Below are 14593 nucleotides of genomic sequence, written 5' to 3'. Positions count from 1 at the left end.
TCCTGATCCCTAAACTCATGAACTCATAAACTCTCAACTCCTAATACCCTGCATTCTGCGTAATTTTGGCGTTCTGGTCTCTCACGATGTTGGGAATCGGGAAAAGCAGTTTGTTCTGTGTCACCGGCTTGCCTTTCGCCGTAAGGACGTCGATTGCGCGGTTGGTGCGTTTCAAATCAAACCAGCGGTGAAATTCGAAAGCCAGCTCTACGCGGCGCTCATGCTCGACGGCCAGCGCAACGGTATTGTATTTAGCCGGATAGCCGTTTTCGCCATACAGCGGTACCCCGGCCCGTTTTCGTACCTGATTCAGGTAAGTGGCGTCGCCGGTCGCCTCGGCAAGCAAAAGTAGCAAGTCGGCATAGCGCAGCACTATGAAGTTGTTATTCGCGGCGATGTTCTGGTTAATCAGCGGCGCCGTTTTGTCCTGCCATTTTTTGGGGAATTTGGCCTTTGTAAAGTTGCCTTTGGCGTCGGTAAAGCCCGTATCGATAGACGCTTCCCGGCGGGCATCGCCTTTCTCGTATTCATTCCAGATATCTTCCACAACCTGGTTCATACCCGCTCCATAGAAGCCCAATGCATTGGAATTAGGGAAAAATTCGAGGTAATAGTTGCTGTAAGGAGCCGTTGCCGAGCCCCCGAGATACTGGATTTCAAAGATCGACTCCCTGGTGTTCTTCGTTTTGGGGTCCCAAAGCGTCGCGAAGGATGGCAACAGCTCATACTGCTTGCTGTCGTAGACCTCTTTGAGTTCCTTGACGCCATTCGCCTTATCACCCGTCGTAAGGTAAACCTTTCCGAGTAATGTCTGCGCTGCGCCTTTGGTGGCACGGCCGGCAACGGCGGAAGTGACGGGCAATTTGGACTTCGCCTCGACAAGGTCACGGGTGATCTGGGCGTAGATTTCCGTCGCCGGCGCACGCAGGATATCGTAGGCTTCGGCGGCATTCACAGGCCTGGTTACCAGTGGCACATCCCCCCCAGAGCTGCACCATGTTGAAATAATACAAAGAGCGCAGGAAAAGCATTTCACCCTGCGTTTGCGCTTTATAGGAAGCGTCCAGATCGGCATTCCGGATTTTGTCGAGGATGATATTGATGTTGTAGATCGAGCGGTAGAAATCCTGCCAGAACTGATACACCATTGTATTCGCGGGCGCCAGCGTGTAGTCGCGAAACTGCCATTTATCGGCCTGGTTGCCGGAAATATTGTAAATCGTGACGTTATCAGACATTAGTTCGCCAGCGTAAGAAACGGGGCCCTGCGGATGGTACACGGTGTACAGCGTGTTGTAGGCCGCATTCGTGGCAAGGTCGAAATCCGATCGCGTTTTGTAAAAATTCTCGGCACTCGGATTCGATACCGGCGCCAGGTCGAGGAATGAGTCCTTGCAGCTCCAAGTGGCGACTACGAGTGCTGCGAGCGTAATCAATTTTATGATTCTTTTCATTTTCTTCGCTTTTTTGAATTGCCACGAAGGCACGAATATTCACGAAGGCATTTGTGTAAATTCGTGTCTTCGTGGCATGAAACCTTAAAAATCAGCCTTAATCCCAACAGTAATCACGCGTGGCAACGGGTAAGATCCGTAATCAACCCCCTGAAATGCCCCCGGCACGGGCGCGTTGCCGCTGCTGTACGATCCGGCCGTTTCCATGCTGCTCGAATAGGAGGTAGTTCCGTAGGTCGTATTCTCCGGATCATAGCCGATATATTTGCTCCACAAATGCACATTCTCCGCATTCACATATACCCGGGCGCTGCTCATTTTCAGCCTCGAGGCCCATTTGGCAGGCACAGTGTAGGATACGCGCACGTTCCGCAGCCGCACGAACGAAGCGTCCTCGACCCAGTAAGACGAAAACTGCTTCTGCAACCCGAGGTAATTAACCGACGGCTTGAAATGCTTTCCGTCCCCGGGCTCGCTTTCCGAACGCCAGTAGTTGTACATGTCCGCGAAAAAATTCCGTCCATTGTCCCATGTACCAAGATAGCGCACGTTATTATTCGCAATCTCGCCGCCGAACGAGCCCTGGAACAGGAACGACAACTCGAAGCCTTTATAACCGACTGTATTTGTGATACCTGCCGTGAAATTCGGCTGGTAGTTGCCCAGAACGGTCCGGTCGGCATCGCTGATCTTGCCGTCGCCGTTTACGTCGCGCACTTTCGGGTCGCCCGGCGTCGTACTCGCATGATGCGGGTAGGCATCGATTTCCGCCTGGTTTTTGAAGACACCGTCGAAAATGTAGCCGTAGAAGTTCGAAACCGGCTGACCAACCTCCGTGCGTACCGTCACGACGTTATCGACGTACTGGATCGGCGCATTGCCCGGGCCGAGTTGCAGCACTTTATTGCGGTTTCTGGAAAAGTTGAAATCGGTTGTCCATGTGAGAGCCCCTGTCAGGTTTTTGGTAGAGATATTCAATTCCACGCCACGGTTGCGCATTTTGCCGATGTTAGTCAGCTGTGTCGAGAAGCCCGTAATGTCGGGCACAGGCACAAAGAGCAGCATATCGCGCGTAACCGAGTTATAATACTCCGCCGACAGGTTAATGCGGTTATTAAAAAGCCCCAGATCTACGCCGACGTTGAATTGGTTGGTCTTTTCCCACTTCAAGTCGGGATTCGCCAGGCTATTCACTTTCAAGCCGTTCGCTAAATTCGAGCCATTCACGTATTGGGCAGCCGCCAACAGGCTGATCGCACCGTAGTTGGGAATCTGGTTGTTGCCCGTTACCCCGTAGCTCGCACGCAGTTTCAGGTTGTTCACAGCCGTCGCACCCGACATGAATGCTTCATCCGAAATCAGCCAGCCTGCCGAAACGGAAGGAAAATAGCCCCATTTGTTGTTCTCGCCAAACCGCGACATACCGTCGCGACGCAATGCGCCCGCCAGGAAATACCGGTTTTTAAAATTATACTGCAAACGCGCCAGGTACGAAAGCAGCGACCATTCGCTGGCGGTGGTATTCCCGGCCGTTACCGTTCCCGCGTTGAGCGTATGCACGAGGTCGTTCGGGAAGTTATTGGCCGCTACATAAATAGTTTCGTCACGCTGTTTCTGGCTGGTGTAACCCAGCAGGCCCGTAAACGAATGCTCCCCGACCTTTTTATCGTAAGTGAACGTGTTCTCGCTCAACCAGTTCAGCATGTAGGCGTCATTCGCATTCCCTTGTGCGGCCAGCACGGCCGAATAGCCATATTTTTGCTTGTCGTTCCAGTAAAAATTGTTGCGCATATTATAAAGGTTCCCGCTGAGGCTGGTACGAAAGCGTAGTCCGTCGATAATTTCATATTCCAGATAACCTGTTGCCAGCGTATTAAACGACTTGCGCCCGCGGTCGACCTCGCGTGTGAGCGAATATGGGTGCCAGAGGTTCATATCGGCATAGGAAGTGAAGCGGAACCAGGTCGAATTCGGGTCGCGGAAACCGAGATTTCCGTTTTCATTGTAAACCGGAAAAATAGGGTCGCTTTGCAGGCCTAGGCTGATCACGTCGCTTTTGCCTTGTGTACCCTCCGTGCGGTCGAAAATCGAGGTAATCCCGATATTCAGACCGGCGCTGAGCCGCTTCGAGATCTGCGTCTTGAGATTTGAACGAATTGCCAGACGCTTATAATAATTGGCGTCCAGAACGGCCGTTTGATCCAGATATGCCCCCGAAAACATGTACTGCGTTTTCTCCGTGCCACCGGTAACGGTCACTTGTGCATTGAAAGACGGGGCCGTACGGAACATCACATCCTGCCAGTCGGTACCCTTCCCAAACTGCTGCGCGTTTTGGGTAAAATCCTCAGGGATACGCAACGTTGCCGGGCGTACGCTGTTAGGATCGCCCGCATTGCCGCCCTGGGCCGTCCAGGCGTTATTTTTAGCGTCGATATAAGTTTCGATAAATTGCTGCGCATCCATCATTTTCACGCGGCGGACCACCTTCTGGGAACCGTATTCCACGTTGGCGCTTACATTCACCTTGCCGGGTTTACCGGTTTTGGTAGTTACAATAATAACCCCGCTCGATCCCCGCGAACCGTAAATAGCCGCCGACGAAGCGTCTTTCAGCACTTCAATGGATTCGATATCCTGCGGGTTGATCAGGTTAAGGTTGAAGTTTTCCAGCGGCACGCCATCCACCACGATGAGCGGGTTGGTTCCGGCCGTAATAGAACTGATGCCGCGGATTTTGATCACGGGCGAAGCGCCCGGCGCGCCCTGTGACTGCGAAATATTAACTCCCGGCAGCGTCCCGGCCAGCGACTGGGTCACGTTACTGAACGACCGGTCTTTGAATTTATCGTAATTAACGGAAATCACCGCGCCCGTCACCGCCCGCTTGCTCTGCGTTCCGTAGCCCACCACCACGACCTCTTCCAGCGATTTGTTTTCCGGCACAAGCCTCACGCCGATGTCGGTGCGCGAGCCGACCGTTTCCTCCACTGACTTGTATCCCACAAAACTGAATACCAGCACCGTAGCCTGGTCCGGCACGTCTATCCGGAACGCTCCGTCCGAATTTGTAGTCGTTCCTCGCTGCGTGCCCTTGATCACGACGCTCACCCCCGGCAGCGGGTCGGCATCGCTCACACCCGTTACCCTGCCCGTGACGGACAGCGTCTGCGCATACATCGCCGGAATAACCAGCAAGTATGCCAGAATGATGCGTAAGAGTTGTTTCATAAACCTTTTTAGTGTTTAGGGGAAGTGTAGATTTTTGCTTTTCTTTCTTTTATATTCTAATTTTTACGAAAAGTATGAACAATTCCATTTATAAAAAACTTTTACAAGCAATTTATGTCTTATTTTTATAAAAAATTGGTAAAAACCGATCCAGGCAGGCCACTAGCGTAAAAAGCCAACTTAAAATAGAATCAAAAGAAACTAGATTCGTAAACATAAATAGACCAACCGGAAACAAATGGAAAGAATCACGGCACGATATTACATTGAAACGCCTTATGAGGTCGAAAAAGCGGCGGCGGTGCTTGCCGGCGAGCAGTCGTCGGGAACGTTCGTAGCCGTGCCGGGCGAAACGAAGGAGCTCAAAGACCGCTTCGCAGCCCGGGTAGAGCGTATCGAAGAACTCGAAACCGTCGCCTCGCCCGCGCTACCCGGTGCAAGTTCATCCTACGGGGGTTACCGGCGCGCGCTGGTGGACGTATCCTGGTCGGCTGAAAATTTCGGATATAACCTCCCGACGCTCGTGTCCACATTACAGGGCAATTTGTACGAAATAACCCGGTTCACAGGCCTGAAACTGGTGGATATCCATTTTCCCGACGCCTACGCCAGCCATTATCGCGGACCGCGGTTCGGCATCGCCGGTTGCCGGTCCCTCACGGGCGTTGGTCCCGGGAGACCGCTGATTGGCACCATTATCAAACCCAGCATCGGTCTGACTCCCGCGCAAACGGCCGGTGTCGTACATACGCTCGCCCAAGCCGGTATCGATTTCGTGAAAGATGACGAGTTAATGGCCTCAGCCGCCAATTCGCGTTTCGAAGATCGTGTAGACGCCGTCATGGAAGTGATCAACCGCCATGCCGATCGTACCGGGAAGAAAATCATGTATGCTTTCAATATCAGCGACGAAATGGAGCCGATGCTTCGGAAATATGATTATGTGATCAAATGCGGCGGAAGCTGCGTGATGATGAGCATTAATAGCGTCGGTCTTTCGGCTGTCAAGCGCATCGGCGACCTCGGGCAACTGGCAATCCATGGCCATCGCAATGGCTGGGGCATGCTCAACCGGCATCCCTTGCTGGCAATCGAATTTCCCGCTCACCAAAAGCTGTGGCGGCTGGCAGGAGTGGATCAGCTTCATGTAAATGGTATTTAAAATAAATTCTGGGAACCGGACGACTCCGTGGTGCGCTCCATCGCCTCGTGTCTCGCAGCAGAGCCGCTCGGTAAGCCTGTTTTACCGGTGGTGTCCTCAGGTCAATGGGGCGGGCAAGCGTTTGAGACTTACCGTCGCACACAGCCATTCCCAGCATAGCCATAGCAATACATATTTTCTTGAAAAACAACATTTTAATCTCCATTAATAACCGAAGCCAGATACCGGATCGCAGTCGGAGGACTAGCGACGATGAGCACTGTCTTTTCCTCTTCCGAAAGCGTATCGACAACCCGCGCCATCGATGCCTGCGCCAGCAGGATCACGTCCGCCTGTGCAGACAGTTCCCGCAATGCTTCTGCAACCATCTGGTCATGCCGCGCGGCATCCCCGCCAATAAGCGCATCGAAAGCACCCTCGCATAGCCGGCTGACGACCTCAACTTCCTTACCCGCAACCTGTGCGCGGCGCCTTACAAGATCGCTGGTGGGCTCGAGAGTTGTACGCAGGGTAGCCACTACGCCGATACGCTTGCCGACGGACACCGCAAGATCCGCCATGGGTTGGTCGACGCGCAGCACAGGAACAGACACCAGCGAAGCGGCCGCTTCCACAGCCCGTCCAATCGATGAGCAGGTTACCAGAATGCGGTCGGCTCCCGCCATTTCCGCCGAAGCAACATGATCGACTACCCGCCTTGCCGTACCCGGTTCCAGTTTCCCTTTCGCGATTACATCTTTTATCAGACTGTCGTCGACGATATTGAATACGTTGACACCCGGCAGGTGTTCGCTGCACAATTGCTGAAAAATCGGCACAAGGGTAGCCGAGGTATGGATCAATCCCAATGTAAAAGGCTTCATGAATAAGGTTTCGGAAAAGTCGGTTAGAAACTTTTGACCAGGAAAGAATTTATTTCGATTATATTCTATTTGTTTCGAATTTAGAAAAAAAGCATTGTAAAAAGAAAAAAGCAAAAAAAGACCAGATATAATCCGGTCTTTTTAATCCTTTACTATCTATGTTAACCAATCAAAGTCTTTAATGCCCAACCTGCCTGATCCGCAAGGCTAAATAGGGCGTCATGGGTAGTCGGATCGGGGTTCTCTTTTTTATCGAAAACGCGGTAGTCTACCGCCTCGTCAGTTTCAAAAATCTCCGGCCGCTCATCGATAGTCATATTCCAGGTATCGATTACCTCCACCCTGAACTTCCGGCCGGCCTTGGGGCCACCTTTTCGGGGCAGGTTAAACGTCCATTCCGGTTGCATATGCTTGCCGAAATAAACCAGATAATGACTGCTGTCTGCCCTCGCTGTGCGGTGATCTTTCCACGGGTCCGACAATTCCAGCGGGCCCGGCGCATCTTCCAGTATTTTTTTCAGAAATCCGATCCTGGCCGGACTACTGCCGGTCAGTCGTCCGCCTTTTGCCCAGAAAATCGTATCGCCTGCGTTCCTGAATGTCTCCCCGTGCGTCACGTACGTTCCGGCAATCACCCCCTGCCAGAAAGCTTCGGTCATTTCCTGCCCGCTCAAATGTCCCCAGCGCTGCGGCAAATCGCCTTCGTAGCAAACTTCATCGTAAACCATCGGCTTAAAAAACACATCTCTCAGCAACACCGCCCGGCCAAAGTCCTCGACTACCGAGCCGTTTTGGATGCTGACGTGTGTAAATTCGGGTTTCCAGTTGTCGTAGTAAACGCTGCCATTGTGGATCGAACAAAGGTGACCGTAAGGATCCGAATCCACGATAGCCTTGGTATAAATGTCCCAATCTGCACGGGGTTTCGTTTTCACATAATCAAACTCGTTCGCCATCGACCACCACACATTCCGGAACGATGCCAGCCGGGCCGTCAGGTACCGGATATATTTCAGATCGTTCTCTTTACCAAGACTGTCAAATCCCCAGTGCCCCTTATCGTAGGGATGAAAAATAATCACGTCGGCCTCAATGCCCAGTTTCTTAAGGTCGTCGATCCGTCTCTCGAGATGTTGAAAAAAAGCAGGCTCAAACCTTGAAAAGTCCCATTCAAATCTCGGCTTGCCCTTTGCGTCCCTTGTTTCGGACTTTTTCGCATAGGGATAAAAGGGCGGCTCGTTTTCCACGTGCGAATAGTACTTGGGAAAAACGCACATTCTCACCTTGTTGAACGGCGCGTTCGCCAGCGTCTTCAGGGTAATTTCCTCCAAGCCTTCGGGCTGATGCGTCCATGCGTATAACGTAGTCCCGAAAGGATAATAGCGCTTGCCGTCCGCATACCTGAAATGAAAAGTGTCGGCGACTTGTACAGGTCCATGATTGTCCTTGCCGGGCTCGGTGCAGGTAAATGCCCCGGTTTTGCCATGCAACGATTTATTATTGCTAATGATTTTGTATTTCCATTCACCGGTCCGCCCAGGCATGAAGCGCACTTTATACCGGCCGTTTCCGTCGTAGAAACCAGCCACTTTTACTTTTTCGCTGCCATTGGTGAATTCGGCCGATAAGGTCACGTCAGCAAACGGGTTGCCCGCCTGCGGCCCTGTCAAAGTCACCTCAAACCGCTCCCATCGCTCTATGCGACGCCCCGCACCGTCCTGTGCCAATGCCAGAAACGAAACCAGAAAAAGCGCAACAAATACCGAAAAATTCCTCATAATGAATCTGTTATAAATACTTGCCGTGCAGAACCCACGGCCTCCTGCCAGCCACGGTAGCCTGCCTTCACTGCTTCGTTCGCCGCGTTCGGCATTACCGAAGATTGACGCTCATTTAATTGCTGTAAATATTCGATGCCAGGATAAACCCCGGAATACAGTCCCGAAAGATACGCCGCTCCCAAAGCGGAAACTTCCGGAAAACCAGGGGTAACAACCGGCTTTTCCAGCAGATCGGCCAGCATCTGCACCACAAAGCCATTGGAAGTCAATCCGCCATCGACCTTCAATTCCCGCAATGCAATGCCTGTGTCGGACTCCATCGCAACAATCACGTCCCTGATTTGATAGGGAATGGATTCGAGGGCTGCACGGACGACGTGGTTTTTATCGGAATTAAATGTCAGGCCGGTAATCGACGCCTTGCGGTTCATATCCCAATGCGGCGCCCCCAAACCGCTGAAAGCCGGAATCAGGTAAACGCCGCCACTATCTTTTACGGAACGTGCCATAGACTCCGTTTCGCGGATGTCGCTAAAAAGGCCCAGATGAGTTTTAAGCCATTCGATCGTCGCCCCACAAGTTACAATCACGCCTTCCAGCGCATACTCGACCCGATCGCCCGCACTCCAGCCGATCGTCGTGACCATTCCCTGATGCGACACTTTCGCCTTCGCACCGATATTCATCAGGATAGAGGACCCGGTGCCCAAAGTGGCCTTTGCAATTCCCAGGCCAAAACATCCTTCCCCGAAAGCGGCGGCATGCGAATCGCCGATCATCGCCGTCACCGGTACGCGGCCCGGCAACAGGCCTCCAAAATCCGTTTCACCGAAAAAAGATGAAGACGGCTGTATATCAGGCAAATGCAAGCCCTCCAATCCGAACGACCGGATGAGCTCGTCGTCCCATGAAAGCGTTTCGAGATTAAAAAAAAGCGTCCTGGATGCGTTGGTGTGATCGGTGAGGTAAGCGGCGCCGCCGGTCAAGCGGTAGAGCAACCATGTATCCACCGTTCCGAAATACGCATTCCCCTCGAAAATCGCCCTTTTGACAGCGTTATTGTATAAGTTCAACCAAATCACTTTTGAGCCCGAGAAATAGGGATCAGCCAGCAGTCCGGTCTTTCGACGGATCATATCTTCGAGCCCGGTCGCACGTAGTTGCTCGCAAACGGCTGTCGATCGTTTGCATTGCCAGACTACCGCATTATACAGCGGTTCGCCGTCGCTATTCCAAACGACAAATGTTTCCCTCTGGTTAGAAATCCCCGACGAACGGATGTCCTCTATACGTCCTCCCTGGCTTATAAAATCTGCGAGGCATTTTGCGACCGAAGCAAGTACGTTTTCAAAAATCTCCTGCGGGTCCTGCTCGACCAGGCCGCCGTCCAGATACATTGTACGCAACGGCTCGCTTCCTCGCGCTACAACCTTCCCTTTCTCATTAAAAATGACAGTTTTAGTACTACTCGTACCCTGGTCGATCGCCAGCACAAATGGGCCATTCAACATCCGGAAGCCTTGTTTTTAAACTTATTAAACCACTTTCTCAAAACAAAGAAAAGAAAAACAATCGAAAACAAAGATAAAAAATATTGATTAATTTATGTAATATATTGCCTTGGATGCAATTTTTATGACTATAAATTCGGCAACCTGAATTTGGACACTATGTTTTTCGCCGCGATCAGTAGTATCATTGCTCCGCTCGGTGCGAGAAACGGCAAATCTATTTTAACATTTACCTACCCTTTAACACACCACATTTGGAGCAAATTACGTCGCTTTTTCTGCTCTCTGGCGTCACCGTCAGGCTCACCATTTTGCCTGCTTTCCATTCGCCTTCTACGGTTGTGTTCAGCGGCGCATGCAGCCTGAACCGCACATCCCAATCATCGGGCCAGGCGGGCAGAAGATAAATGGAATCTCCGCTGGTTTGCATAAGCATTTCCTGCAAGCCGACCATGCCCGAGCCGCCCCAGTTGTGGTCGGGGACCCAGTCGTGGCCGGGACCCCAGAACGCGGGGAAACGACGTCCCGAATCCTGTAACTTTTTAATGGTTAATGCGGCCGCTTCCTCCGTAAGGCCCAGGCGTGCGCAGAAAATCCCGTCCTGGTGCCAACTCGTGTGATTACGGTTTTTAATGGCTTCGGTGTCGTACTTCCAGGTGTTGACTGCGGTTTCAAGGTCGGGTTTACCGATGCCGTAAATACCATACGGAAAAACAGGGTATAGCTGCGGGATTTCGGTATTCTGAATGCGTTCCCAGGCCTGCGCGGGGGCGATCGTACGACGGCTCTGCATTTCGCGGAAACTAAGCGGCGGAACACGACGCAGCATACCCTGCCAGCGCGTGCGCTGCGCCGGGCCGCCGTATTGCGCAGGCAGTGCCAGCATTCTTTCCAGCACCGTTCTTAGACCGGCGACGGTAGTAACCGGATTGTAAGCCATTTTGTAAGTTTCCGCAGCGCTGCCGGGAAAAAGTACGAGGTGGCCGTTCTGGTCCAGCTTCGCTGCACCGCGCCGGGCGGCCAGATACTGGTAATGCTCGTCGAAAAACACGACGCAGCTTTCGATGAGCGGCAAATAACGCCCGATGTCCGCCCCCGTGAAGTGCTGCTGGTCGAGGATCATCAGGCAAAATTCCAGCGATGTGTCCCAGAGATATTCCAGCCATTTGTTGTATTCCAGCCCCGGGTCGTAATCCGCTGGCCGTTTGGAATTATATTCCGCGTAATTGGGCAGGCCGAAGTTTTCGATCTGCTCGGTAAACGAAGCTCCGCTATGCCCCCAGTAATGTCTTGTCCGCGTTTCTGCATTGCCGAGTATGCGTTGATAGAACTCGAATTGCGGCTTCATCATCTCGAAATCACCACTTTTGAGCATCGGCCAGTACACCAGCCGCTGGTTCTGGGCGGTAAAGATTCCCCCACCCCAATTGCGATGGTCCGCGCTGAAATGATAGGAGGTGTCCACAAAAACCGGATCGTAGGTGAACAGCCCCCCCGTTGAACTTCGTCGGATAGGTACCGAATGCATTGCACCCGAGCATGTAGCGAAACAACTGATAGTTACGTCCGACCTGCCATACCGGCGAGGCGGTATCTTTTTTGCCGGTATTTAAGGCGATATAGCTCCGCTGCCAATACTGCCTCCACCATGCCAGCGTTTTTTCCCTCGCCGTTTTTTCGGATCGGTACGCTTCCGAAATGGTTTCCAGAAGTCCTTTTTTCCAAACCGCGATATCTTCCTGACCGGTATGCAGGAAAACTTGGAACTGAATGCGTTTCGAAGGTGATTTGCTTTTCAATCCAAAACCCCTGAAAGGCGTATCGGCGTATTTGCCCGTGGTGATCGCCGGATCGGCTACCATGCCGCTACCGTTCATCCGGCCGCCATAGGTCAGGTTTTTTAGCGGGTTCCATAGTTCAGATCTTACGGGCCCCAGTTGCTGCTGTCTGACGATCGCGTCGAAGATCGTCGAGTCGCGGTTATGGTGATAAAACAGCACCCCGTCGTTCTCGTGCCTGACGCTATCGGGGTATACCGGCACGGTCGGCGCTGCCCATTTGTATGAACTGGCGCTTCTCGCATTGCCCTTCAACTCCCCGGTTACCGTCCGCCAGCTTTCATACCAGGCCTTTGCGGAAACCGGACTGCTGCTTTCCGTATCGATATGGATAACAGGTCGGAAAACATCGACCCAAACCCTTATTGTAGCGCTCAGCTTCCCTTTTTTCCCGTAATTTCAATGTGCCCCTCATTCAACTTCAATTCCTGCCCGAAACTATCGCCAGCATCGAACGGATTCGGTGAAAGCCTCATGCGTATGCGCCCGAGCTTGGGAAAAACGTTATTTTCATCAAAAACGCCGCTACGTGAGATGTAGAAGAGCAGATCACCTTTCTCCACCCACACATTCAGCCCGATGTCGCCTCCCCCGCAAGGCATGGATTCGCCGGAGTTTTTACTCGGGCTCGTCCACTTCAAATTGTATTGTTCCGTTGAAAAGCCCTGTGCAGTAGCGTTTAAACGACTTGTGAATAGCAGTAAAATCGACAACAGCCGGTAAAGATTAACAAGCATGGGCGTACGGTTAAGACGATCGGGTAAGGTCGGCGTATTCAGATCAGGATTGAAAAACGGTTTTCATAAAAGCGGTATTCGCGCTGAAATTACCTTTGACATCGCGTGGCTTGCTGGCATCGCGCGAGCGCTCGATCACCAGCCAGCCCTTCCAGCCCATCCTGTCGAGGGTCGCTTTAACCTTTTTCATATCCAGCCGGGTGTTGTTTTGGAGCCAAACACCGTCTTCATCGGTGCAGTGGATCTGGCAAATGCGTTTTTTACCCAAAATGCGCAGCTCTTCACAGAGATCACGCCCTTCTTTCAGCGGATTCGAGAAGTTGAAATAAATCTGAATGTGCTTCGAACCGATCTCTTTCAACAGCTCTACCTCTCCCCTCGCATCCAATGCGGTTTCGATGCCGATCACAACGCCGGCCTTTTCGGCCATTTTACCTACGGTTTTCAGTCTTTCCACAATAGCAGGCCGTAATTCCGGGTTTTTGACCAGATCGCCCTGAATACCCAGCGGCAGGAATGCCGTTTTGATACCCATCAGCTTCATGGTGTCAATGCAATCGCCTACCATTTTTTCCGCACCGTCGCGTTTCGCGAACGATTGTGCATAAAAGCCGGTCATCGCGAGCGAGCAGATTTCCAGGTTCAGTTCCTTCGCTTTGTCGAGATATTGCCGGCGCACAGCCGGGTCGGCCAATTTGTTATCGAAAGTAGGCCGGTCGCCCAGGCCGCCCATGTCCACTTCGAGGCCGTCGGCACCTATTTCACCGGCGAGCGGCAATGCGCTCAGTTTTTGCCTTTTCAAAATCATCAGATCGATCACGGCAATCTTGTATCGCGTTTTTTTCACTGGACCGGGCAATACCGCTGTCCACGACAATAACGGCAACGTCGCCATCCCGGCGACGCATGCATTAAAAAAGCTTCTCCTTTTCATTATTTCAGGTCAAATGGGCCACTGTTCCTCCACGATCGCCTTGCCTTTCAGTTTCGATGGATCGATTTTAACGTGCTTGATACGCTGGCGGCGCCAGGTGTACACGATGTGCACCATGCCGTCGGCCGTCTGGATCACCGAGGGGTACGAATACTGGCTGATCGGCGAATCTTCGAGCACCAGCACCGCTTCCCACCTTCTGCCGTCTTTCGAAACAGCCACATTAAGCGGCGTACGAGGCCCTTTCGGCTGACCGGCCGGTGGTTTCACGTGGTTGTAAACCAGCAACTGGCGGCCGTCTTTCAACGTGACAGCGTCCGTTCCCGAATTATTGTTGGGCAATGCGGAAGGCGCCATTTCCGACCACGTCTTTCCCCCGTCCTTCGACCATGATTCCACGATCGAACGGCTCTGACTGCGGCAAAGTATCTGCATATCGCCATTTGCGTAGGTCAACAGGCTCGGTTGAATGGCTTTAATCGTCTTCCCGTCGTTCAACGGGCCCACTTTCCGCCAGGTTTTGCCGAAATCGGGCGTTACCTCGAAATGCACCCGCCAGCCTCCCTCGCCCTCGGTACTCGACGGGCACCACAACTCTCCGTTTGCCAGCAATACCGGTTTGTTCTTGATCGGCCCCAAAAATCCCTCCTGCAACTCCGCCGGCTTCGACCAGGTTTTACCATTGTCTTTGGAGGTGACGAGAAACCCCTTCCAGCCTGGCACATTCGGTCCGACTTTGTAAAAGAGCATCAGGTCGCCTTTCGGGATCTGGTATAACACCGGGTTCCAGCACGCATAGCGCAATTTTTCATTCACAATACCATTGGCAACCTCCACGGGTGCGGTCCATTTGCCGTTTTCAAGACGGCTCACCCAAATGCCCACGTCGGGGTTGCGCTCCTTCGTTCCTCCGAACCACGCCGCCACCAGCCCCGCCGGCGTCTCGGCGATGGTCGACGCATGGCTTTCCGGAAAAGGTGCAGTTTCAAAGATGAATTCGTCGACAAGAATGCCGTCTTTGAAGGTCTGGGCGTGGGCCGACAGTGCCATAAGGGCCATGGCTCCGCCATATATCCAGCGGA

The 14593-nt window shown here is 52.6% G+C and carries 10 protein-coding genes and 1 pseudogene; 1 reads left to right on the top strand and 10 read right to left on the bottom strand.

From position 1 onward, the window contains the following. Positions 1–40: 40 nt before the first annotated feature. From ABV298_RS22775 to ABV298_RS22765, 3 genes are all read right to left on the bottom strand, one after another. Entirely contained in the window at positions 41–955 is a 915-nt protein-coding gene (locus ABV298_RS22775) for a RagB/SusD family nutrient uptake outer membrane protein (protein ID WP_353718457.1), read from the bottom strand. Beyond that, positions 885–1454: a RagB/SusD family nutrient uptake outer membrane protein gene (locus ABV298_RS22770; RefSeq protein ID WP_353718456.1), complete on the bottom strand. Its 570-nt coding sequence runs from the start codon at positions 1452–1454 to the stop codon at positions 885–887. The genes ABV298_RS22775 and ABV298_RS22770 overlap by 71 nt, the downstream gene beginning before the upstream one ends. 84 nt (positions 1455–1538) lie before the next feature. Further along, on the bottom strand, positions 1539–4685 hold the full coding sequence (locus tag ABV298_RS22765) for a TonB-dependent receptor (protein WP_353718455.1): 3147 nt from the start codon (positions 4683–4685) through the stop codon (positions 1539–1541). Positions 4686–4923: 238 nt separating this feature from the next. Between ABV298_RS22765 and ABV298_RS22760 the strand changes: the two genes are divergently transcribed. After that, the gene (locus tag ABV298_RS22760; protein ID WP_353718454.1) at positions 4924–5847 is read left to right on the top strand and encodes a RuBisCO large subunit C-terminal-like domain-containing protein; all 924 of its coding nucleotides are present in this window, start codon (positions 4924–4926) and stop codon (positions 5845–5847) included. 194 nt (positions 5848–6041) lie between these two features. On the opposite strand, the gene ABV298_RS22755 is transcribed toward ABV298_RS22760, so the two are convergent. The 7 genes and pseudogenes from ABV298_RS22755 to ABV298_RS22725 form a co-directional block, all read right to left on the bottom strand. After that, the gene (locus tag ABV298_RS22755) at positions 6042–6710 is read right to left on the bottom strand and encodes an aspartate/glutamate racemase family protein (RefSeq protein WP_353718453.1); all 669 of its coding nucleotides are present in this window, start codon (positions 6708–6710) and stop codon (positions 6042–6044) included. Positions 6711–6871: 161 nt separating this feature from the next. Continuing rightward, complete coding sequence (locus ABV298_RS22750; RefSeq protein ID WP_353718452.1) at positions 6872–8488, bottom strand: DUF5060 domain-containing protein; 1617 nt, start codon at positions 8486–8488, stop codon at positions 6872–6874. After that, complete coding sequence (glpK, locus tag ABV298_RS22745) at positions 8485–10002, bottom strand: glycerol kinase GlpK (RefSeq protein ID WP_353718451.1); 1518 nt, start codon at positions 10000–10002, stop codon at positions 8485–8487. Before glpK ends, ABV298_RS22750 begins: the two co-directional genes overlap by 4 nt. Positions 10003–10231: 229 nt before the next feature. Then, complete coding sequence (locus tag ABV298_RS22740; protein WP_353718450.1) at positions 10232–11467, bottom strand: hypothetical protein; 1236 nt, start codon at positions 11465–11467, stop codon at positions 10232–10234. After that, a pseudogene (locus ABV298_RS22735) lies at positions 11361–12442 on the bottom strand (DUF5703 domain-containing protein). The gene ABV298_RS22740 and the pseudogene ABV298_RS22735 overlap by 107 nt, the downstream one beginning before the upstream one ends. A 178-nt stretch (positions 12443–12620) precedes the next feature. Next, the gene (locus ABV298_RS22730) at positions 12621–13511 is read right to left on the bottom strand and encodes a sugar phosphate isomerase/epimerase family protein (protein ID WP_353718449.1); all 891 of its coding nucleotides are present in this window, start codon (positions 13509–13511) and stop codon (positions 12621–12623) included. A 9-nt stretch (positions 13512–13520) separates the two neighbouring features. Beyond that, the gene (locus tag ABV298_RS22725) at positions 13521–14570 is read right to left on the bottom strand and encodes a sialidase family protein (RefSeq protein WP_353723227.1); all 1050 of its coding nucleotides are present in this window, start codon (positions 14568–14570) and stop codon (positions 13521–13523) included. Positions 14571–14593: the final 23 nt, after the last annotated feature.

Source organism: Dyadobacter sp. 676, assembly GCF_040448675.1.
Lineage (GTDB): Bacteria > Bacteroidota > Bacteroidia > Cytophagales > Spirosomataceae > Dyadobacter.
This window is presented reverse-complemented; position numbering and strand designations above follow the sequence as displayed.